This window comes from Mycoplana sp. 10N416, assembly GCF_056394765.1.
Genome location: NZ_JBFTIM010000006.1, coordinates 245,623 through 267,704, shown reverse-complemented (window position 1 = coordinate 267,704; position 22,082 = coordinate 245,623). Strand labels below are relative to the sequence as shown.

The 22,082-nt window shown below is 63.0% G+C and carries 20 protein-coding genes; 8 read left to right on the top strand and 12 right to left on the bottom strand.

From position 1 onward, the window contains the following. Positions 1–88: 88 nt before the first annotated feature. Both AC1DDS_RS14610 and AC1DDS_RS14605 read right to left on the bottom strand, forming a co-directional pair. Positions 89–1,042, bottom strand: coding sequence for a DMT family transporter (locus tag AC1DDS_RS14610; protein WP_477479556.1), 954 nt, complete (start codon positions 1,040–1,042; stop codon positions 89–91). Further along, entirely contained in the window at positions 1,039–1,998 is a 960-nt protein-coding gene (locus AC1DDS_RS14605) for an alpha/beta fold hydrolase (protein ID WP_477479555.1), read from the bottom strand. The genes AC1DDS_RS14610 and AC1DDS_RS14605 overlap by 4 nt, the downstream gene beginning before the upstream one ends. Before the next feature lie 212 nt (positions 1,999–2,210). On the opposite strand from AC1DDS_RS14605, the gene AC1DDS_RS14600 reads away from it, so the two are divergent. The 4 genes from AC1DDS_RS14600 to metF all read left to right on the top strand — a co-directional run bounded on the left by AC1DDS_RS14600 (position 2,211) and on the right by metF (position 7,136). After that, positions 2,211–2,945 (top strand): ribonuclease T2 family protein, encoded by a 735-nt coding sequence (locus tag AC1DDS_RS14600; RefSeq protein ID WP_477479554.1) that lies wholly within the window; start codon positions 2,211–2,213, stop codon positions 2,943–2,945. Positions 2,946–3,138: 193 nt separating this feature from the next. Next, a complete protein-coding gene (gene ettA, locus AC1DDS_RS14595) occupies positions 3,139–4,788 on the top strand; it encodes an energy-dependent translational throttle protein EttA (protein WP_477479553.1) in 1,650 nt (549 codons plus the stop codon). Between the two features lie 415 nt (positions 4,789–5,203). Then, complete coding sequence (locus AC1DDS_RS14590) at positions 5,204–6,217, top strand: ArsR/SmtB family transcription factor (protein ID WP_477479552.1); 1,014 nt, start codon at positions 5,204–5,206, stop codon at positions 6,215–6,217. Position 6,218: 1 nt separating this feature from the next. Next, a complete protein-coding gene (gene metF / locus AC1DDS_RS14585; protein WP_477479551.1) occupies positions 6,219–7,136 on the top strand; it encodes a methylenetetrahydrofolate reductase [NAD(P)H] in 918 nt (305 codons plus the stop codon). 547 nt (positions 7,137–7,683) lie between these two features. On the opposite strand, the gene AC1DDS_RS14580 is transcribed toward metF, so the two are convergent. The 6 genes from AC1DDS_RS14580 to AC1DDS_RS14555 all read right to left on the bottom strand — a co-directional run bounded on the left by AC1DDS_RS14580 (position 7,684) and on the right by AC1DDS_RS14555 (position 13,931). Continuing rightward, entirely contained in the window at positions 7,684–8,631 is a 948-nt protein-coding gene (locus AC1DDS_RS14580; RefSeq protein WP_477479550.1) for a DMT family transporter, read from the bottom strand. Positions 8,632–8,919: 288 nt separating this feature from the next. After that, positions 8,920–10,134: a lytic murein transglycosylase gene (locus AC1DDS_RS14575; protein WP_477479549.1), complete on the bottom strand. Its 1,215-nt coding sequence runs from the start codon at positions 10,132–10,134 to the stop codon at positions 8,920–8,922. 135 nt (positions 10,135–10,269) lie between these two features. Next, a complete protein-coding gene (locus AC1DDS_RS14570) occupies positions 10,270–11,046 on the bottom strand; it encodes a glycoside hydrolase family 25 protein (RefSeq protein WP_477479548.1) in 777 nt (258 codons plus the stop codon). Positions 11,047–11,209: 163 nt separating this feature from the next. Further along, entirely contained in the window at positions 11,210–11,866 is a 657-nt protein-coding gene (locus tag AC1DDS_RS14565) for an outer membrane protein (RefSeq protein WP_477479547.1), read from the bottom strand. A 140-nt stretch (positions 11,867–12,006) separates the two neighbouring features. After that, positions 12,007–12,684 (bottom strand): class I SAM-dependent methyltransferase, encoded by a 678-nt coding sequence (locus tag AC1DDS_RS14560; protein ID WP_477479546.1) that lies wholly within the window; start codon positions 12,682–12,684, stop codon positions 12,007–12,009. Next, the gene (locus AC1DDS_RS14555) at positions 12,684–13,931 is read right to left on the bottom strand and encodes a BtaA family protein (protein ID WP_477479545.1); all 1,248 of its coding nucleotides are present in this window, start codon (positions 13,929–13,931) and stop codon (positions 12,684–12,686) included. The genes AC1DDS_RS14560 and AC1DDS_RS14555 overlap by 1 nt, the downstream gene beginning before the upstream one ends. Positions 13,932–14,109: 178 nt before the next feature. Here AC1DDS_RS14555 and AC1DDS_RS14550 point away from each other — a divergent pair, with 178 nt between their 5' ends. Beyond that, positions 14,110–15,492, top strand: coding sequence for a serine hydrolase domain-containing protein (locus tag AC1DDS_RS14550; RefSeq protein WP_477479544.1), 1,383 nt, complete (start codon positions 14,110–14,112; stop codon positions 15,490–15,492). A gap of 6 nt (positions 15,493–15,498) precedes the next feature. On the opposite strand, the gene AC1DDS_RS14545 is transcribed toward AC1DDS_RS14550, so the two are convergent. The 4 genes from AC1DDS_RS14545 to AC1DDS_RS14530 all read right to left on the bottom strand — a co-directional run bounded on the left by AC1DDS_RS14545 (position 15,499) and on the right by AC1DDS_RS14530 (position 19,573). After that, positions 15,499–16,404: a lytic transglycosylase domain-containing protein gene (locus AC1DDS_RS14545; RefSeq protein ID WP_477479543.1), complete on the bottom strand. Its 906-nt coding sequence runs from the start codon at positions 16,402–16,404 to the stop codon at positions 15,499–15,501. Positions 16,405–16,539: 135 nt separating this feature from the next. Continuing rightward, entirely contained in the window at positions 16,540–17,175 is a 636-nt protein-coding gene (locus tag AC1DDS_RS14540; protein WP_477479542.1) for a LysE family translocator, read from the bottom strand. Positions 17,176–17,272: 97 nt separating this feature from the next. Beyond that, positions 17,273–18,487: a pyrophosphate--fructose-6-phosphate 1-phosphotransferase gene (locus tag AC1DDS_RS14535; RefSeq protein WP_477479541.1), complete on the bottom strand. Its 1,215-nt coding sequence runs from the start codon at positions 18,485–18,487 to the stop codon at positions 17,273–17,275. A gap of 114 nt (positions 18,488–18,601) precedes the next feature. Next, positions 18,602–19,573: a DMT family transporter gene (locus AC1DDS_RS14530; RefSeq protein WP_477479540.1), complete on the bottom strand. Its 972-nt coding sequence runs from the start codon at positions 19,571–19,573 to the stop codon at positions 18,602–18,604. 155 nt (positions 19,574–19,728) lie between these two features. On the opposite strand from AC1DDS_RS14530, the gene AC1DDS_RS14525 reads away from it, so the two are divergent. The 3 genes from AC1DDS_RS14525 to AC1DDS_RS14515 all read left to right on the top strand — a co-directional run bounded on the left by AC1DDS_RS14525 (position 19,729) and on the right by AC1DDS_RS14515 (position 22,048). Further along, positions 19,729–20,442, top strand: a complete 714-nt coding sequence (locus AC1DDS_RS14525; RefSeq protein ID WP_405030188.1) for a TerB family tellurite resistance protein — start codon at positions 19,729–19,731, stop codon at positions 20,440–20,442. Beyond that, complete coding sequence (locus tag AC1DDS_RS14520) at positions 20,439–21,212, top strand: N-acetylmuramoyl-L-alanine amidase (RefSeq protein WP_477479539.1); 774 nt, start codon at positions 20,439–20,441, stop codon at positions 21,210–21,212. Before AC1DDS_RS14525 ends, AC1DDS_RS14520 begins: the two co-directional genes overlap by 4 nt. A gap of 314 nt (positions 21,213–21,526) precedes the next feature. After that, positions 21,527–22,048, top strand: a complete 522-nt coding sequence (locus AC1DDS_RS14515) for a lytic transglycosylase domain-containing protein (RefSeq protein WP_477479538.1) — start codon at positions 21,527–21,529, stop codon at positions 22,046–22,048. Positions 22,049–22,082 lie beyond the last annotated feature (34 nt).

Here is a 22,082-nt window from a genome sequence, read left to right as displayed (position 1 = left end):
GTGCTGGATAACAAAAAGGCGCATCGCGAGATAGCATCAACCGGGCATGGGTTGATGCGCGTCCGGACTTAATCGGGTTGCGCTCGGCTCAGACGAGCGGCGGCATCGCGGGAATGGTCGGACGCTTTCGCAACTGGTGCTCGCGCCAGATCACGTAGAGGCCGGAGCCGATGATGATGGAGATGCCACCCCATTTCAGCGGATCGGGCAGGTGACCGAACACCCACCAACCGAGAATGGTGGCGGAGACGATCTCCAGATATTGCAGCGGCGCCAGCACCGAGGCCGGGGCGCTGCGATAGGCATAGGCGCCGAAAATGCCGGAGATGGTGGCGGCAATGCCGGCGCAGATGATGAACAGCGTGGAAATGCCGTGCGGCATGACCGGAGTGAACGCCGTCCAGTCAAAATGGTTGCCGACCAGAAGTGCGATCCCGGCAAAAGCTGCGCCCCAGAGGCCGGTATGCAACTGCATCGACCAGGGGTCCTCGCTCTGCGCTGCCAGCCGTGTGATCAGATAGAACACGGCAAGGCCGAACGCGGACACGACCGGCAGCAATGCAAACAGTCCGACCTCCTGCATGCTTGGCTGGATCACGAGCAGGGCGCCGAGGAAGCCCACTGCACAGGCGGTATAACGCCGCCAGCCGATCGTTTCCTTCAGGAAGATCGCCCCGAGGATCGTCAGGATGATCGGCTCGACGAAGAAAATCGCGAGTGCGTCTGCAATCTCCATCACGGCAAGAGCCATGACGAAACTAATCATCACGGTCGCAGCCATTAGGCCGCGGAGCGCATGCAGGGCCGACTTCTTCCAGGTCAGGTCGAGCAGGGTGCCGCGCCAGAGAACGACCGGGAGAAGCGTCGCCGCCTGGAACATAAAGCGACAAAGAGTGATGACGGCCGCCGGAACCTCTGCCACTGCGAGTTTGGAGAAGAGATCGATGACCGGCGCTATAAGGACCGAAATGACCATCAGGACGAGCCCCAGCCGCACCTCCTGATGGAGCGTGGAGGGAGATGTCGATGCATGTGCGGTCATTTGGATCCACCGGTTCGGCGTTCAGTCAGCGCAATCCTTTGGCACCAGTTGCAGAAATCCGCAATCGGCATTTCTCGCAGGTCCTGCCGTTCCAGCAGCGTTTCGTGGCGCAATCCGCGATGGACGAGGCAGGTCACGTCGGAAAGCCCCGCCGTCTTCAGCCGGTCCCCGAGCCAGGTGACGGCGCGGCCGAAATCGGTCGCCGGGTCTTCGTCGCCACCCACGAGATGGATCGGCAATCCGGTCCGTAGGCGTGCGATTGCGTTCGCCTTCGCGGCGGCAAACGTCATGGCGAATACGTCGAGCCAGAGCGACACGCTGGCGTCGAAACCGCAGAGCGGGTCGGCAATGTACCGGTCGACTTCCGCTGCATCGTGCGAGAGCCAGTCGAAGTCGGTTCGCCGGTGCGAGACTTTTTTCGCCCAGGCCGCGAAGGTGAGTTTCGGCAAGATCTCGCTCGGCACGTCCGATCCCTTCAGCATCCGCTCGGCCAGCAGAGCGGCTTGCGCAGCGCGACCGGCGAAGCCCGGGTTCAGATTGGAATTCCAGACCGCGAGTCCGTCGATCTTTTGCGGATGCGTTTCTGCAAACAGCAGCGCGAGAAGTCCCCCCATCGAATGTCCGAACAGGATGATCGGCAATCCCGGATGGGCGGCGACGGCCAACTCGCGTATCGCGGCCATGTCTTCGAGCGCCAAATGTAGTCCGTGTCGATGGGCGAAGCGGCCGATCGGCGCGTCCGGCGCGGTTGTATCACCGTGCCCGCGATGGTCATGGGCATAGACGTGGAAGCCCTCCACCGCCAAACGCTCTGCGAAGGCCTTGTAGCGGCGCGAATGCTCGGCAAGCCCATGGCTGATCAGGACCACGCCCTCGGCGCGACCGCGCGATGGTTCGTGGCGGTAGGCGAGCCTTGCGCCCGTCGGACTTTGCAGATGCCGCGTTGTGCAGACCATGTTGCTCCGGGATGTCATGACGAGACTGGTAGTGGCAGCATGAAATTGATTTTCCATCCAAATGCAAATTGCGCTTCGTGCGGGTGCAGGGCGCACCCACAGCTGTCTGCGTCGTCAAAATTTTAAGTTGCAATTTTCCCGCGAATGTTGATTAATGTTTATGGTTTGTTCTTGTTTGGGGAGGTGTCATGACAAGGCCCGGATCCACATGCATGCAAATGACTGCAATGTTCCTCTTTCTGGCGCTGGCGGCACCTGCGGCCGCGATGACACTGCAGGGCGGCCCCGAGGGCGGTGGTGGAAAGTCCAAGACCGCTCATGTGCTGGCACTGACCTGGCAGCCGGGTTTCTGCCTGACGAAGCCGAAGGCTCCGGAATGCGCCGGGCCTCTGAAGGGCGCCGAGGAGGCGACACGCCTGTCGCTGCACGGGTTGTGGCGGGTCAGGAAGAGCTACTGCGGTATCGATGCCGAGCTGAAAAAGCTCCACCGCTCCAGCAAATGGACGGATCTGCCCAAATTGGCACTTTCAGAGACTACGGCGATGCGCCTTGCCGCGGCCATGCCCGGTGTCGCCTCCGGGCTCGACCGCCATCAGTGGATGATGAACGGCACCTGCCATGCGACGACGGCGGAGGATTACTATGCGCGATCCCTGGAGTTGCTGGACACCGTCAACGGCTCCGCAGTGGGCGTGTTTTTCCAAACGAAGGCGGGGAAGGCGGTGACGATCGCCGAGCTCGCTGCCGCCTTTGATGCCGCATTCGGCGCCGGAACGGGCGAGCGGGTGCAACTGCGCTGCCGTACGGTCGGCGACGAGAAGATCGTTACCGGGCTGACCATTGGGCTGAATTCGGACGAGGGGGAACTCGCCGGGCTCATTCGGGGCGCTTCGGCCACCAAGTCCAGATGCGCCGGCGGACTGCTGGTTCGCGCGGGCGGTGACTGATCAGTTGAGCCGGGCGATGCGGGTGCTGCGCCCGGGCATGTCTGCTTCCTACGCGATAGGGTGACCGTTGCTGCCCGGTCTCTTGGGCTGCAACGAGACAATTCCCGCTGTCTTGGTGGCGCTGCATTGCCGCTGCCGGGGAATTCGCCTACATAGCGGGCAAATTTTTCTTTGAATGCGGAGCAGGCGCGCAATGGCACGACAGTTCATCTATCACATGGCAGGGCTCAACAAGGCCTATGGCAACAAGAAGGTTCTGGAGAATATTCACCTTTCCTTCTACCCGGACGCGAAGATCGGTATTCTCGGCCCGAACGGCGCGGGTAAGTCGACTGTGCTGCGGATCATGGCCGGTCTCGACACGGAATTTACCGGCGAAGCCTGGGTGGCGGAGGGCGCGACCGTCGGCTACCTGCCGCAGGAGCCGCAGCTGGATCCGGCGAAGAACGTGCTGGAGAACGTGATGGAGGGTGTCGCCGGCAAGAAGGCGATCCTCGACCGCTACAACGAGCTGATGATGAACTATTCGGACGAGACGGCCGAAGAGGGCGCCAAGCTCCAGGACATCATCGACAGCCAGAACCTCTGGGATCTCGAAAGCCAGGTCGAGATGGCCATGGACGCGTTGCGCTGCCCGCCGGGCGATGCGGACGTCGCCAATCTGTCCGGCGGTGAGAAGCGCCGCGTCGCGCTCTGCAAGCTGCTGCTGTCGCAGCCTGACCTGCTGCTGCTCGACGAGCCGACCAACCATCTCGACGCCGAGACGATCGCCTGGCTGGAAAAGCACCTGCGCGAGTATCCGGGCGCCGTGCTGATGATCACCCACGACCGCTACTTCCTCGACAATGTCACCGGCTGGATCCTCGAGCTCGACCGCGGCCGCGGCATCCCCTACGAGGGCAACTATTCGGCCTACCTCCAGGCCAAGGCCAAGCGCATGCAGCAGGAGGGTCGTGAGGAGGCGACGCGCCAGAAGGCGATCTCCCGCGAACAGGAGTGGATCGCTTCCAGCCCCAAGGCCCGACAGGCGAAGTCGAAGGCCCGTATTCGCGCCTACGACGAACTGGTCAGGGCGGCGGAGGATCGTCGTCCCGGCGACGCGCAGATCGTGATCCCGGTCGGTGAGCGTCTCGGCAACGTCGTGATCGAGGCCGAGAACCTGACCAAGTCCTATGGCGACCGCGTGCTGATCGAGAATCTCACCTTCAAGCTGCCGCCCGGCGGCATCGTCGGTGTCATCGGTCCGAACGGCGCCGGCAAGACGACGCTGTTCCGGATGATTACCGGCCAAGAGCAGCCCGATAGCGGCGAGATCCGCGTCGGTGACACGGTCGACCTCGGCTACGTCGACCAGAGCCGTGATGCGCTCGCTGGCGACAAGACTGTCTGGGAAGAAATCTCCGGCGGCAACGACATCATCAAGCTTGGCAAGCACGAGGTGAATTCGCGCGCCTATTGCGGCGCCTTCAACTTCAAGGGCGGCGACCAGCAGCAGAAGGTCGGCACGCTCTCGGGCGGCCAGCGCAACCGCGTCCACCTCGCCAAGATGCTGAAGGCCGGCGGCAACGTCATCCTGCTCGACGAGCCGACCAACGACCTCGACACCGAAACGCTGGCGGCTCTTGAGGACGCACTCGAAAACTTCGCCGGTTGCGCGGTCATCATCAGCCACGACCGCATGTTCCTCGACCGGCTTGCGACGCACATCCTCGCCTTTGAGGGCGACAGCCATGTGGAATGGTTCGAGGGCAACTTCGAGGACTACGAGCAGGACAAGATCCGCCGCCTCGGCCCGGATTCGGTCAACCCGAAGCGCGTCACCTACAAGCGCCTGACCCGCTGAGAATCAAAGGGCAGGCGACACGGTCCGTCGAGCGGCCGCTTGCTCTGTGGGGATCTCCACCAAGCCGCCACGCTGGACACAGCGTGGCGGCTTGTCATTATGGCTTGTCATTACGGGTGCGGTTCGATCGCGCCGCCTCGACGGTGCACTCCGGCAACTCGCCGACTGCAAGTGTGGCGCCGAGCGGACGTGGCGACGCATTCGGGCGGCCTCCCTTCGGAGATTGCGCGCCCGGCACGCAAGCAGTCTGTTTGTCGTGATCTGGTCGATCTGCGGATGCACACGGCCCGGATCCCACGTGTCCGGCTGCATCGCCTTACTTCCAGCTTCGAAGCGAGCCCGGAGATTGCGGCTTGCATTTGCGCAACTCATGACATAAACATATCTTTATGTCTTGATTGGATTGAGGGCGGGAATGGTGAAGCTCGGCTTGGACGACGCTGTAGAGGTTTTGAAGACGGCGGGCGAGTCGACCCGCCTGCGCCTCTTGGCCCTTCTCTCCCGCGGCGATCTGACGGTCACCGATCTCACCGATATCCTCGGCCAGTCGCAGCCGCGTATCTCGCGGCACCTGAAGCTTCTCGCCGAGGCGGCGCTGATCGAACGATACCAGGAGGGCGCCTGGGCCTATTTCCGGCTCAGGCACGATGGTGCCGCCGTCTCGCTGGCGCGCCTGCTGCTCGACCGGATCGACGGGAGCGACCCGGTCCTGTCCAGGGATGCGGAACGGCTTGCGGTGCTGAAGAAGGCGCGCGCAGAAAAGGCGCAAGCCTATTTCAGCCGGAACGCCGCCGAATGGGACGAACTGCGTCGCCTTCATGTGAGCGATGCGGAGGTCGAGGCAGCGCTCCTCGGACTGATCGGCGAGCAGCCGGTCGATGCGTTTCTCGACCTTGGCACCGGCACCGGCCGTATCCTGCAGTTGTTCGAGGGGCTTTATCGGCGCGGCGTCGGCGTCGATGCCAGCCGCGACATGCTCGCGGTCGCCCGCGCCAATCTGGACCGCGCCGGCATCACCAAGGCCTCGATCCGGCACGGCGACATCTTCAATCTGCCTTTGGAGCGCGACGAGTTCGACGTGGTGACCATTCATCAGGTCCTTCACTTTCTCGACGAACCGGACGCGGCCATCGCCGAAGCTGCACGCATGCTCCGGCCGGGCGGACGGCTGGTGATCATCGATCTTGCGCCGCACGAAATAGAGCATTTGCGGGACGAGCACGCCCATCTGCGACTGGGGTTTTCCCACCAGATCGTCGAGGAGTGGCTGGAGCAGGCGGGCCTGGCACTCGAAAAGACGATCGATCTCACCCCCGCCGAGGGCGGTCCGCAAGCGCTGACGGTCACGATATGGCTGGCGCGCGACCAGCGACCGGCAGAGGGTGCCGATGGCGTCGAACCGCTGATCGCCATTGGCGGGAGGAATTGACATGACGATTGGCCAAGCCGCGCGCCAACGCCACGCCCCCACGCTGTCCTTCGAGTTTTTTCCGCCCAGGACCGAAGAGGCCGAACGCCAGATCTGGGAGACGATCGACGCTTTGACCGCTTATGCACCGAGTTTCGTCTCGGTCACCTACGGGGCCGGCGGATCCACGCGCGCGCCGACGCTCGCCACCGTGGCGCGCATCATCAGCGACACGCCGCTTTCGGCGGCGGCGCACCTGACCTGCGTCGGCGCGACGAAGGAGGAGGTGCATGCCGTCATTGACGAGTTCCAGGCGGTTGGCGTCCGCCATTTCGTGGCCTTGCGCGGCGACCCGGCCAGCGGCATCGGTGCCGCCTACCAGCCCCATCCGGGAGGCTATGCCAACGCCGCCGAACTGGCCGCTGGACTGCGCGCGATCGGCGATTTCGAGGTGTCGGTCTCTGCCTATCCGGAAAAACACCCCGAAAGCTTCGACGTGGCGGCGGATATCGATATGCTGAAGCGCAAGGTCGATGCGGGTGCGACCCGGGCATTGACGCAGTTCTTCTTCGACAACATCCACTATGAGCGCTACCTCGAGCGGGTCCGTGCTGCCGGGATTCGCATCCCGATCGTGCCGGGTATCCTGCCCGTCCATAATCTGGCCCAGGTGCAGAAGTTTGCGGGGCTATGCGGCGCGACGGTTCCGCAATGGCTTGCCGATCGCCTCGGGCCGCTGGACGGCCAGCCCGAAGAGCGTGCCAGGGTTGCTGCGGACCTGGCGGCCCGTCAGGTCGAGGGGCTGATCGCGCTCGGCGTCGACGAATTCCATTTCTATACGATGAACCGGTCGACGCTCGTGTCGTCGGTGCTTGACCAGGTCGGGTTCGAACGGCGGGAAAATACGGTGCGACAGCCGGCGGCAGGCGCTGCTGCGTGAGCGGCAGAACGGCGCGGCCGCGTTCCGATGCGGCTTCCATGCCCGGACTGTTGCTCGGCAGGCCACGTAAAAAACGCATGACCTTGCGGGGTCATGCGTTTCGTGAAGTAATCAGGAATAACTTCTCTGCGTTTTTTGTCCTTTGGACGACGCTGCCGCTCAGATGAAAATCATGCCGGCGACGAAGAGGAACGCTGCACTGATCATCAGAACATTCAAGGAATGTGTGAGTCCCATGGCTTACCTCCTTGCGTTGCGTGGCCATAATAAGGCGTAAAAATCCCGCTTGAAAAGTTGTTTATGTGTTGCGCTGCGGCATCATAGCGCTCGCCACAATTTTTCCACAGGCCTAAATGGTTGTTCTTTCATCTGAATTTCCGATTACGGAAAGTTCACAAAAGTTTCGCGAACGTTAACGTGCGTGAGGTGATTTCAGGCCGCTTTGGGCGAATCGTCCGGCGCGATGATGCTTCCCGTCCAGCGACGCTGCGCGGGAAGGAGCTTGCGCTCCACACCATGCGTCACATTCGAGTTTGGGCGATATGCGCTAAACGCCCGAAGGGCGGAGGCGCTTCAAGACCCGGCCGTCGAGGATGACGAGACCCAAAAGCACCAGAACGATGCCGGTCGCGCCCGAGGGCGACAGTTGTTCGCCGAGAAAGAGCATTCCGGCGACGATTGCGCTCGGCGGAACGAGCAGGGTGACGAGCGATGTATTGGTGGCACCGGCGGCCGCCATGATCCTGAAAAAGAGAATGTAGGCATAGGCGGTGGAAACGAGCGCCAGGGCCAGGACACACAGCACGACGTTCATCGGCGGCATCGGCAGGGTCCAGGGGTGATCGACAAGGAGGGCCAGTGGCAGGAGAATGACGGTGGCCGCGGTCAACTGACCGGCCGCAGTCACAGGTGCGGCGACGCCGCGGAACCGCTTGCCGTAGGTCGCGGCGAGGCCATAGGACATCGCGGCCGCCAGCGGCAGCAGCAGCGCCCACAGCGGTGGCCCCGAGGTCTCGCCGGTGAAGGGGGCAATGGCGCGCGGACCGACCAATACGGCCGTCCCGACAAGCCCGACCAGGCAGCCCATGACCTTGGCGGGCGTCATCTTCTCGTCGGCGGTCAACCGGTTGGCGATGAGAATGGTGAAGATCGGCGTCGTCGCGTTCAGGATCGCCGCAAGCCCGGCGCCGATCTGGGTCTGGCCAGTGAAAATGAAGATGTGCGGGATGACATTGTTGATCAGTCCCATGACGAGGAATTCGCGCCAGCGCTGCCGTAGCGCCGGATACAGGCCGAAGCGCCCGGCAAGATAGAGATGGATCGCAAGTGCCGCGATGCCGATCCGCAAGAGCACGAGCGTGATCGGCGGTATGTGCTGCACGGCGACGCGGGCGAAGAAGAACGAGCCGCCCCAGATCAGGCCCAGCAGGAACAGCATGGCCCAGGTTTTGGGCGTCATCGTATAGCCCGGATTGAGGCTTGCGTGCTGGTTCATGATGCCGTCACCTTCTGCTGCCGTGCTGTGCCTGTATCAGAGGACACGATCTCGTTTCGCCGTAGGGCGGTTTCGTACTGATATCCGAGGTAGCCTTCCGGGCGCTACCCTGCCACCCGATTCCGGCATGGAACGGGGCGGTCGGGGCGATCATGTTTGAAGCCGCCGCACAAAGCCAGCCTTTCGCGGCGCTCCGCGTTCCCACAGCAAAAAAAGCGCCGCGGGAGTCCCGCGGCGCCGTATGCGATAGCGCGTGCCGTAACCGGTCAGGCCGGTCTGTCGCTGGAATCAGAGCGCGCCGAGCAGGGCGGGGGTCGCCCAGCCGTCGGCGGGCATGCCGAGGCGCAGCTGTTCCTTCTGAATCGCCGTGCGCGTGCCGACACCGAGAATGCCGTCGATCTTGCCGACGTCGTGGCCGAGTTCGGCAAGCCGCGTCTGCAACGCCTTCATGCTGCCGTCATCCAGGCCCAGCTCCGGCTGGCCTTTCTCATAGGGGGGAGTGCCAGCGAGGCGGGTGGCGAAATAGGCCGCCGACGTCGTGTAGATGAACGACTGGTTCCATTCGAGATAGACGTCGAAGTTCGGATAGGTGATGAAGGCCGGGCCCTTGCGTCCCTGCGGCAGCACCAGCGACGAGGCGAGGTTTGCAAAGCGGGTGTCGCCGTCGCGCGGCGTCACACCCAAGGCAAACCAGTCGCCGGCGGTCATGCCGGGCTGCAAGCCGGTCTTCTCCCAGGGGAGGTTTTCCGGGAGTGAGACTTCCTGGATCCACGGCTGGCCCTTGGTGAAGCCGAGATGCTGGATGAACTTCGCCGCCGTCAGGATTGCATCCGGGGCGCTCTGCTTGACGTTGACATGGCCGTCGCCGTCGCCGTCGATACCAAAGGCGATGATATCCTTGGGCAGCATCTGCACCTGGCCGATTTCTCCTGCCCATGCGCCCGTCGTCGCTGCAGGGTCGAGGTCTCCGTGCTGCACCATCTCGATCGCCGCGATCAACTGCGGACGAAACAGTTGCGGACGGCGACAGTCATGCGCCAGCGTCACCAGCGCGTTGCGCGTGTTGAAGTCGCCCTGGACGGCGCCGAAATCCGTTTCCATTGCCCAGAAGGCGGCAATGACCGGAGCCGGGACGCCGAATTCATGTTCGGCGCGCTGGAAGACATCCGATAGTTCCTGCAGCTTCTTGCGGCCGATGTCGAGGCGCGACTGGCTTACCGTGCGCTTGGAGAATTCCAAAAACGTTTGCCGGAAGACGCCCTGCGCGCGATCGCGCGATAGCACCTTCTCGTCCAGGCTCGCGCCCGCGAGCGCGCGATCGACCACATCGGCCGGCACGCCCTTTCCGACGGCTTCGGTCTTTACGCCCTGCAGGAAGGCGTTGAAATCGCCGCCACAGGCCACAGGGGCAGGCTCGGCCGGATTGTTGTTCTGTTGCGCAAGAGCAGTGCCGGAAAGAAACAACGCCAGGAGGGCGCCGATCGGCAGAATTCTCGATTGCATCGCGGGGGTCCTTTCATTGGGTTGCCCCGGCTTCTCAGAATAATGTGACGGAAGCAAGAAGGAAAAGGGCGGCGCTTCGTCGCCGCTCGATCAAATCTTTCGTGATGCCACGACTGCCCGCGACGGTTGCCGTCTCTACTTTGCGACCTCGGCGACCCATCTGTTCCAATTCTTGGCCGAGCCGGCAAAGACGTTGATGTCCGTATCGCCGCTGATGCCGGGAACGACGCCGGTGCTGGTGTATTGCCAGAAGGTCCACTTGCGGCCGTAGACATTCTCCGGATGGTCCGCGACCGAGCGCAGCCAGAGATGATAGTTGCCGAAATAACCGACCATGTTCTGGCGATGGAAATCGACGGTCGTATAGATGATCGGCCGCTTGCCGTAGTGGGATTCGATCCGGTCGAGGAAGCGTTGCAGATCCGCGCGCACGACCTCGGGCGGCGGGCGCTTGCGGCACGTCGGCGATGCCGGGTTCCATTCGGCATCGAGCACCGGCGGCAGCAATGCGGCGCTCTTCGGGACGTTTCTGATGAACCAGTCCGCCTGGTCGTCGGGCGTCGAGCAGAAGTAGTAGAAGTGGTATGGCGCGTGCGCGACCCCGGCGGTCTTTGCACCGCGCCAGTAGTCGTCGAAGCGTTGATCGATCCGGTCCGTGCCTTCGGTCGCCTTGATGAAAGCGAACGAAACACCCGAGTCCTTCACGGTCGGCCAGTCGATGTCGCCGTTCCATTTGGATATGTCGATGCCGTGAACCTGGTGGGCATGCGGGGTGCGCGCGCCGAAATCCTGGGGATCCTTGTCCTTGAAGCGCGGCTGCGTCGATGTGGTGGAAACGAGATCGTAGTCGGTCATCGTGCACGATGCCGTGAGAAGGGCAAGCGGCAGAAGGGCCACAATGAACCGGCGCATGAATGTCCTAGCTATAGAATTTCCGGGATACTGCCTGTCATGCGAGATTCGGTAAAGGGGCCCCGCGCTTGCTGCACGAGGCCCCTCTCATTTGATTGTGGCAAATTTCCAGTGGCTGGGCGCAGTGGCCGGCACTGAGGTCCGCCGGCCGGCCACCGCAATGTCAGAACTTCCAGCCTACGCCGAGCATGAGCGAGTTGCTGCTCAGGTCGGTGTTGACGCCCATCAGGTTCTTGTCGCCGTAGTCGGTGTAGCGATATTCGGCGCGGCCGATCAGGTTGTCGGTGAAGGCGTGCTCGAGGCCGGCGCCGATCGTCCAGCCGTTGAAGGTCTTCTTATCGCTGTCGCCAGTCTCGCGATCGCGCAGTTCGGCGTTGGTGAAGGCATAGCCGCCAGTCCCGTACACCAGGGTGCGATCAAAGGCATAGCCAACGCGGGCGCGCAGCGATCCGCTCCAGTTCGTCTCGAGCTCCATCGGGATGCCGCCGAGATCGAACTTGTCGCTGTTCCAGTCGTACTTCACGTCGCCTTCAAGGCCCATGACCCACGAACCCATCTGGTAGTTGTAGCCGGTGTAGCCGCCCAGTGCCCAGCCGTCCAAGCCCGGGCTGGCGGATACGCCGGCGTCATCCGTATCGGCCTCGGTCCAGTCGTAGCCGGTCATCGCACCGACATAGAAGCCATTCCAGTCATAGATACCTGAGACTTCGGTGATCACTGGCGCCACCGGGGCCTCGACCGGGGCGAGATCGGCCGCCCGGACCGACGTTGCCGCAGTAGCGAATACGAGCGCGGCAGCACCGATGTAGAGTGATTTCATGGTTGTCTTCCTTCTGCTTCGAACCATGCAAACGCAGCCCCAAGCGTCAGCAAACGAGATACACCACCCCTCTCAGTCGAGGGGTCACACAGAAAGGAGCGCAAAATCGGGCAGGCAGACAGGTTGGGGCAGAAGGCGGGTCAGGCTGGCATTTTTGCAACACCGATCCAGGCGTAGCCGCCATAGGGCGTCGCCGTCTGCAGCGTTGCTCCTCGTCGCTGCGCTGCGCTGCGCATCACCTCGAACAGGTCGGCGCGTGGCTGGACGTGAAAGCGTTCGAGCCAACCCCGCAAAAGGCGGCGGAAGAGGAGCGGCAGGCGCTCCTGCTGGCCGAAGTCGACGACATGCAGCGACCCGCCGGGCTTCAGAGCGGCGAGGGAGCATTCGACGGCGCGTTCCCATGCGGGGATCATCGACAGGGCATAGGAAATGACGATGTGATCGAATCCGGTTTCGCCGAATTCTCCGGCGGAGAAACTCGCGGCATCGGCGACATGCAGTCGCGGCGCGCTGACTCCCTTGCGAGCAAACCGCCTGTGCGCCGTCTCCAGCATCTCTTTCGAGATGTCGAGACCAAAAAAGCGGGCATGCGGGTACAGGCGCGCCATGTGCTCGATATTGCGTCCGGTGCCGCAGCCGACTTCCAGGATCGACTGTCCCGCCTCTGCTGGGATCTGCTTAAGCAGCCGGTCGCGCCCGAACAGATAGTATTTGCGCGTCAGGTCGTAGAGGTGGCGCTGATAGCGATACTGCCGGTCCATCCGCTCGGCATGGCTCGTATCGGCAGGTAGCGGGTGCAGTTCGAAGTCCGCCGACATCAGGCCCGCTTCCTGTAGATGTGGAAGCCTCCGTAGATGGCCGAACGGTCCCGCATACCGAGTTCGATCGAGCGTTCGCGCTCATAGGTCCACAGGTCGAGTAGGGCGGGGGAGAGCTTGCCGTCCAGGATGCTTCTTTCCGCCGCTGTCCGGAAGATGACGATCGCGTCTCGGGAGGCGGTTCGGGAGATCTCGCTCCAGAGCGCGTTGATCTGGTTTTCGTTCATCCAGTCCTGGGCATCGAGCAGCACGAAGCGATCGACGGAACCTGCCGGCTTGCCGGCCAGAAGCTCGGTGAAACTTGCGTGGTGGACGCGAACCCGGCCGGCATTGGCGCGAATTGCGGCATAGTGATCGGCCCGCAGATAGTCCGGCGGCATGCCTTCCTGCTTCTCCGGATAGCGCCGCGCAAACGCCTGCCAGGCGAAATAATTGTCCTTCAGCGGGAAGTGACAGGTCAGCTTCTCAAGCCGCCGCCTCAGAACCGGCGCCAGTGAGTTGTCGTCGCTGAGGCTCGCCAGTTCGTCAAACTGTTGCGGCGGGATCCCGAGCCCGAACAGGGACGCCTTTCGTGATGTCATCCAGCGAATCAGCGGACGATCGAAGAGGGGAGCGAGGCGGGTCTCGAAGAACTGGCGCTGCTCGCGCAACGAACGAGCCTCGACAAACTCCCGCGGATCGAGACCGTGGAGCCGCGCGACGATGTGGCCAAGCAGTATGAAGCGGCCGAGCAGGCCGGTGCGATAGATGTTGCGGCTGAAGACGTCGACGCGGCGCCGGCCGAAAGCGCCACGCCCATTCCAGTAGTCACGCGTCTGCGCATCAAGCATCGGTTCGATGAACAGGCTGTAGGCTTCGCGGTTGGTTGTGGCGTGGTTTCCGCCGAAAAAGCGGCTGACGTCGGCATGCGACGGCAGGTGCCGGAAGGCTGCCAGCTTCAGCCGGTTCAGGGCGACATGGTGCGGGTTGAGATCGACGACGTCGATCGCTTCCGGGGTGCGGGACAGATAGGCGAGCATGTTGCAGCCACCCGAGCCGATCGTCACGACGCGGTGTCCGGCGGACAGCTCCATTGCTTCGATGTCGACGGCCGGATCTTCCCAGATCTGCGGATATACGAGGCCGGAGAACAGCAATCCGAAAAGGCGTTCGGACAGCCCCTCCAGTGTGCCGGCACGATGTTGAAGCAGCGCCGCCTTCAGCTTCTTGTTGCGCCCGTATCCCGCGTTTCTGGCCAGTTCGCTCATGACACATCCCATTCGGTGGATCTGCGGAAGCGATATCTGCCGTCGGCTACAGTTTGATGACTGCCGCCAGCGGCATGCGGCAGCAAGCGCTCGCGTTCCACCGCAATATTTCTGTCACGGCATGGGGCTTTTCTTGCGGGCCAATTCCTGATTGTCTGCGAGCGAACGAGGGTAGGCAATGGCACGATATCGGCGGGCTGCGGCGAAGGCACTGTTCGGCAGCTGCGTGTTTCTGGTCGTCACAGGCAGTTGGCTGATCGTTCGGCCTCCGGAACTGCTGCGGGTAGGATCGTCCTATGCGGCCAAGATCGTTTGCTCCAATGTCTTCATTGCGCGGCGCAATGCCGCCGCCGTGCTCGATGAAGACGTGCAAGCGCCCGGCCATCCGTTGCTGCGGCTGATGCGCCAGTCCGTCGACTATTCGGAAATGACGGTCACCGCGTCGCTGCTCGGGCTGTTCGCGCCGGGATATGCGGCCTACCGCGAAGGCTTCGGTTGCACGTCGGTTCCGGATGGCGATTTGCTGACGGCCCGGCAGGTGGTGGCCGAGGTGCCTCTTCCGAAAATCGCGGCCGGACCCGCCGATCAGCCATGGCCGGCGGGGGAGCATGGCGGGAGCGATCCGCGCTTCGCAAGCATTCTGGACGATCCGGCCCTGCTCGGACCGGGCGTTCGAGGTGTGGTGGTGATTCATGACGGCCAGCTCGTGGGCGAACGCTATGGCGACGGGTACTCCGTCGATATGCCGCTGATCGGCTGGTCGCTGACCAAGACGGTCAATGCGGCGCTCGTCGGCCGTCTGATCCTGCAAGGGCGGCTGTCGCCGGCACAGGCTCTTCTCTTCCCTGAGTGGCAGGTCGACGCGCGCGGAAAGATCACCGTGGCCGACCTGCTGGCCATGCAAAGCGGTCTGGTCTTCGACGAGGACTATGGCGACGTCACGGATGTGACGAGGATGCTCTTTCTGGAGCCGAACATGGCCCGTTTTGCCGCCTCGTTTCGGCTCGCGTCCAATCCGGGAGAAAAGTTCAGCTATTCCAGCGGTACCGCGGTCCTGCTCTCCCATGTCTTCATGAACGCGGTGGGGGATCGGTGGCGGGCGCTGTCCTATCCGACCACGGCCCTGTTCGCGCCGCTCGGCATGCGCAGCGCCGTGATGGAGACGGACGAGACGGGCATCTTTGCCGGTTCGTCCTACATGTATGCGACGGCGCGCGACTGGGCGCGCTTTGCCCAGTTTTTGCTCAATGACGGCCAATGGAATGGGGAGCGGTTGCTGCCGGAGGGATACGTGGCTGCGATGGGAACGCCGACGCCCGCCTCTGACGGGGCTTACAGTCATGCGCAAAGCTGGATCCACGGGCCCGGCGACGTGCCGAACGCGCAGTACGGATTGCCGAAGGACACGTTCTGGATGCTCGGCCATGACGGCCAGGCGATCGCGGTGATCCCGTCCAGAAAACTCGCCGTCGTCCGCCTGGGGCTGACGCCTTCCGCTCTCGGTTATCGTCCGCAGGAACTCGTGAAGCGGATCGTCGACGCACTCGACCGTGGGACGTGATCTCGCCTATTTCAGGCCGGTTTCTTCGAGAAGGCCCTTGCGCTTGGCGGTGTAGTAGTAGCCGCTGGCATAGAGGCGGACCGCGCCGTCGTGCTGGTTCTCAGCCACCATCCAGGCGCCGCGGAGATATTTTGCGCCATACTTGATGTTCGTCTCGGCGTCAAAGAGGCCGTCCGGCGCGCCGGTATATCCCATGCCCTTGGCCGTGTTGTAGCGGATCTGCATGAGGCCGTAATTGCCCCGGCTGTAAGCCTTGGGATTGTATCGGCTCTCGCGCTTGATCACGCGATGCAGCAGTCCTTCCGGGATCTCATAAAGGGCTGCGTACTTGGTGATGAGAGCATCAATCGGCGTTCCGGATTTCTCGAAGGCTTGCGAAGCCTGGGGAACGCCCGGCTTGGCCTGGGTCGCCGCAAAGGCCACCGGCTGCAACGTCGGCTTCGCCATCGGGATGATCTGGTGCGAAGCGACCAACTGTTCGAGCCCCTCCGGTTCACCGGTGTCGAAGCCGGGCTCCATCACCGCCGCCTCGAACGAGGCCGGCATGAATTTCTGGGAGGAGGGGGTCGTGCTGGTCGGAACCGGAACTGCCGAAGCGACTGCAGCCGTTTCGGTTGCCGCGTCGGGTGCGGCCGAAGCAATCGCCAGTTCTGCGTTGCTTGCGCGGGTCGCTTCGATGGCTGCCGTCGTCTGCGCGCCATCATTTTCCGTTGCCGGATCTACAATCGGTGCCGGCAGGGCATAGGCGGTCATTTCCGTGCCGGGCTTGGCGATCGGCATCACCGTCTGCGCCGAAGCCATTTCCTCGACCGGGGTCTCGATCACACTGGCGCAGCCGCCCAATACCAGCAGGGCCGTGGCGCACCCGGCCGACAAAAAACGTTTTGCAGGGATTGGGAATCTGTCCGCCATCAGTCGCTCTCGTTCTGCCTTGAGGCTCGGAAACGGAGCGTTTCCGGCGTGGATGCAAATCAACGGCGCTTCGACCGTGCTTCGTCAAATAGCCGATCGGGGGGCCTCGGGCAACCCGAGACGCTGTGCCAAGTGTCACGCCGCCGCCCGTCGAAGCCCGGCGGTCAGCAGGCCTGCTCCGATCAGTAGCGATCCGCCGACGCGGTTGACCACCTTCTGGACACTGGGTTTGCGGATCGTGCCGCGCGCCGCCGACGCCATGAGTGCATAGGCTGTGGCGTTCGCCGTGGCGAGCACAAGGAACGTGATCTCGAAGATCACCATCTGCGGCAGGACCGGCCGCGACAGGTCGAGAAACTGAGGCAGGAAGGCGACGAAGAAGACGATGCTCTTGGGGTTCAGCGCCGTCACGACGTAGGCATGCGCAAAGATGCGGAACGGTTGCTCTTCCGTCGCCGTCCCATTCTCCATGCCGCCCGTTCCAGCGATCGGCGCTCGCCACAGCTTGATGCCGAGCCAGACGAGATAGGCCGCGCCGACCCACTTCAGAACGGTAAAGATCGCAGCCGACGTTGCCAGCAGGGCGCCGAGACCGAGCATGGAGGCGGTCATCGCGGTGAAATCGCCGAGGGCGACGCCGGCAACGGTCGCCCCGGTGGTCCTGCGGCCGTGTCCCAGTGCATAGGAGATGACGAGCAGGATGGTCGGTCCGGGGATCGCCAGCATGATGGAGGAGGCCGCGGCAAAGGCGAGCCAGTGCTCGAAGGACATGAAAAAGCTCCCCTGAACGTTGGTAGAGGGGAGCAAGCCATCTGCGCGAGATGGCGTCAAGATGCAATCTTCGGCCCCGGGGGGGGGCTGAGTGTCCTCAGCCGGCCGGCGTCCACTTCTGGCCGATGGCGTCCATCATCTCGCCGAACCACTTCGCGCTGGTATCAAAGTGCTTGCCGCCCTTGATGCGCGGGAACTCGATCGTGCGCAGCTTGCCGTTCTGGCCTTCGTCATGGCCGGTCACGCCCGACACCTTGTTGAGGGCGCTTTCGACGGCGAGGTCGACCATGCTCTGGATGAGACGCAGGTCGTCGCGGTTGGCGGGGGCGGAGCGGGCATAGTAGCCGGATTTCTGCACCATCGCGCGCTCGGCGCCGAGAAGGGCGGCAAACTGCTTGGAGAACCAGTTGCCGACATTGATCGTGTCGATCTTCACGTGGCCGAACGCATCGCGCTTGACCGTCTCGCCGGCAGCTTCACGCTCCGCGACGATCGCGTCCAGGCAGGCGCCTTCGGACACGAACAGGGTGACGAAACCGTTCTTCTCCATCTCCTTCTTCAGGCGCTCGGCTTCGGCCTGCAGGTCGAAGGCCATTTCCGGCAGGTACAGGCCGTCGATGTTCTTCAACTGCGCATCCATCATGAAGCCCTCGACATATTCATTGCCGGCGGTCTTTTGCAGGTAGGCGCGGGCGGTCGCGGCTGTGAGCCAGCCGCAATGGCGACCCATCACCTCGTGCACGACCAGCGTCTTCGGGGCGGCGCTCTGTTCGTTGGAGACGTTGTCGAAGAAGCCGGCGCCGACTTCGGCTGCCGTCCAGGCGCCGAGCGATTGACGGATCGGCACGACGTCGTTGTCGACCGTCTTGGGGAGGCCGACCACGGTGAGGTTGTAGCCGTTGGCGCCGAGATAGGCCGCCAGGTCGGCCGCGGTCGTGTTGGTGTCGTCGCCGCCGATCGTGTGCAGGATGGTCACGCCGTCGCTGGCGAGCCGCTCGGCTGCGACACGCAGGGGGTTTTCGCCTTCCTTGACGAGGCCGCGCTTGACGCAGTCGGCGGTGTTCGTCAGCTTGACGCGGCTGTTGCCGATCGGCGAGCCGCCATAGCGATGAAGCAGGTGGGCCTTTTCGCGCATCTGTGGCGTGATTGCGATGCTGTCGCTCAACAGTACGCCCTGATATCCCGACCGATAGGCGATCAGCTCGATTTCCGGTGCGATGTCGGTGTAACGCTCGATGAGCCCGCCCACTGCCGATGAGAGACAGGGCGCCAGGCCCCCTGCGGTGAGCATTGCAACTTTTTGTTTGGCCATGATACCTCCTCGCCGAACGATCAGGTCGGTCGGCGGATGTCTACTCCAGATTCCGCAACAGGGGAATCACCGATCAGTACATAGCCGCTTTCGGTGACGGATTGTACGGCCCGATCAGGCCCGGCCCGGGATCGCTGCCGCCGCCGTTCGGGAGATCTTTGCCTTGCGACCGAGCCAGACGACGAAGGCGACGGCGAGTGCAAAGCCGACGGTCGAGATCCCGACCGCCTCGCCGAGCAGGAGCGCAGAAATCGCAAGCGTGACAAATGTCTGGAACAGCTGGACCTGCGCAACCCGCGCTATCCCGCCGAGAGCGAGGCCCACGTTCCAGAAGATGAACCCGCCGAACAACGACAGCAGGCCGAGATAGAGGATCGCGCCGTACTGCGCGGATCCCGGCATATAAATGCCGGAGTCGGCAACGAACAGCGTCCCGGCAAGCGTGAAGGGCGCGCAAAGAACGAGCGCCCAGCCGATGACTTCCCAACCCGGCAGTTCACGCGCCAGCTTCCCGGAGAGCACGTAGGATAGCGCGGCCGCGACCGCGGCGAGGAACAGCCAAAAGTCTCCGGGGCCGAGATGAAAGCTGTTTTCACCCAGCGAGAAAATCGCAACGAGGGCCGCGCCGGCGATTCCGCACAGCCAGAACATAGCCCCCGGACGCTCTCCATCGATGATTGCGGCGAAGATCGAGGTCAGGAGCGGAAGAATGCCGAGCACGACACCGCCATGGCTTGCAGGGATCGTCTGCAGCGCGATCGAGGAGAAGATCGGAAAGCCGAAGACCGCGCAGACACCGACGCCGGCAAGGGTCGGCAGATGTTTGCGCGGCAGCGGCCGTTTCAAGACAAGGAGGGCCACGCCGGCCGCCGAGGCCGCGATCAGGGCCCGACTGAAAGTGATGAACAGAGGGCTGAAGCCCTCGAGTGCCAGGCGGGTCATCGGCAGCGTGGCGCCGAAGATCGTCACTGCGACAAGACCCAGCAACATGCCTGCGGCTTGATTGGACAGATAGCGCACGTTGCGGTCACCTCGCTCGTAATCGAATGCCCTGCTCACACTCGCGGGCGCGATCGTCAAATTCATTGTGCTGATCGTGCGATCAAGAATTGGAATGCATCCACTTGATGAGGGCCATCAAAATTTCGTGAATCAGGTAGCGGCCGCGTGGCCCCGGCTTGCTTTCGCCATCAATGTCTGCTCAAGATCACTGTATGTTCTCACACATGGGCAGTTGCTTGATGTCTTCCATCTGGGACCGACTGGTTGGTATGGTCGCGGAGGCGGCCAGCAATGCGCTTTCGGGCGTTGTCGAGGCGGTGCGTACATTGTTCGAGGGCGACCCCGAAACCCGCAGGGAAGTCGCGTTTTCCGTCGCCATGATCGCGCTATCGGCCAAGATGGCGAAGGCCGATGGGGTCGTCACAACCGCCGAGGTCGACGCCTTCAGGGACATCTTCAAATTTCCTTCCGACCAGGCGGCCAACGTCGCGCGCCTCTATAATCTCGCCCGCCAGGACGTCGCCGGGTATGAGGCCTATGCCGAAAAGATGGCCGCGCTTTGTGTCTCTTGCGAGCGTAACTGCCCGATCCTTGAGGATATCATCGACGGCCTGTTCCACATTGCCAAGGCGGACGGACTGATCCACGAGCGTGAAATGGCGTTTCTGTCGCGGATCGCCGAAATCTTCGGCATGGCGGACGAGCGATTTGAGCAGATCACCGAGCGGCATCTGCATGTCGGCGGCCGTGATCCCTACAAGGTGCTCGGAGTCTCGCCTCAGGACGACTTCCCGACCATTCGCAAACGCTACCGTGTCCTGGCCTCGGAACATCATCCCGATAGTTTGATGGCGCGCGGCGTTCCCGCCGAGTTCCAGCGGATCGCGAACGACCGGATGGCCGCCCTCAATGCCGCCTATGCGGCGATCGAGAAAGACCGCCAGGCGGCATGACGGCGTTTGTTCCCGACTTTCCCGGTGCCACGGTCGTGCCGTCTCCCAATCACGGCGAACGCGCGGACGGACGGCGTCCGGATATGATCGTCCTCCACTATACCGGCATGGACAGTGCGGACGGCGCTCTCGCCTGGCTGTGTTCGGAACAAAGCCAGGTCTCCAGCCATTATTTCGTGCATGAGGACGGGTGCGTGTTGCAGCTTGTCCCCGAGGGACGCCGAGCCTGGCACGCGGGGAAGAGCCAATGGAAGGGCGAGGCGGACATCAACTCGGCCTCGATCGGTATCGAAATCGTCAATCCGGGGCACCCGGGCGGATTGCCCGAATACCCGGAAGCGCAGGTCGCGGCCGTTGCCGAACTGTGTCGGAACTGTGTCGAAAGGTGGGGGGTGGTCCCCGAAAGGGTCCTTGCGCACAGCGATGTCGCCCCCATCCGCAAGGTCGATCCGGGTGAAAATTTCCCTTGGGCGCGGCTGCATGCGGCAGGCATCGGCCATTGGGTCGAGCCTGCGACCATCTCTGGAGGCCGCTTCTTCCAGCGCGGTGACCAGGGGCCCCCCGTCGAGGCGCTGCAGGCGATGCTTGCGCTTTACGGTTATGCTACCGGAATCACGGGCGTTTTCGACGCCCCCACCGAGGGCGACGTCGCCGCCTTCCAGCGCCATTTTCGGCCCGAACGGGTCGATGGAATCGCTGATTTCTCGACGATCGACACGCTGCATCGGCTGTTGACGGCCTTGCCGAAACGCCGTGATCAGTCCGTCTGATTCTCACGATATATTTCATTCTGTAACGCAAGTTTAGCTTTTCGCCACATCCTGACCGGATTGGGATTGTCTTTTCCCGCTGCCTTCGATCCGGTCGGTCACAGGTTGCTCCCAACGACCTTCCGACGAGACGGATCGAGGTTCAGGCGTTCGCCGGCGGGAGGTAGGGCCTCTTCCGCGACTGTCCTGGGTCCGCTGTTCTGAAGAGCCTTGGACCGCTTCACGATGTTTGAATCACTGCGCGGGGTTTCGGTCGATGGGCCGGTTCCCCAAGGCCTAGCCGTGCGCCCATATGGACGGAGACATTAGAACACATGAAGAATTCGTTTACGGCCGCAGGGGCGGCTTGCCTTATTGCCCTTCTGACACAGACGGTATCGGCCAAGGCTGATGATCTCCCCGGCGTCACTGTCAGCAAGCCCCTAAAGACCGTGACCCGGACCACCGGCTACCCGTTGATGGGGGCGCCGGCCAGTTACTCAACGCTGATCAAGACCTATGCGCGGCAATACGGCGTGCCGGTCGACCTTGCTCATGCCGTTGTCCGCGTGGAAAGCAACTTCAATCCAAGAGCGCGTGGCAGCGCGGGTGAGATCGGCCTGATGCAGATCAAGCCGGCGACGGCCCGCATGATGGGTTACCAGGGCCACGCCACGGGCCTCTACGACCCGGAAACGAACATCAAATTCGGAATGAAGTACCTCGCCGTGGCGCACGATCTCAGCGGTGGCACGACCTGTGGCACAATCCTGAAGTACAATGCCGGCCATGGCGCCAAGCGCATGAACCCGGTGTCGAAGCGCTACTGCGGCAAGGTCCAGAGCCTGCTCGACTAGCACATGGCTGGGGGCATCCGTTGCGGAGTAGCCC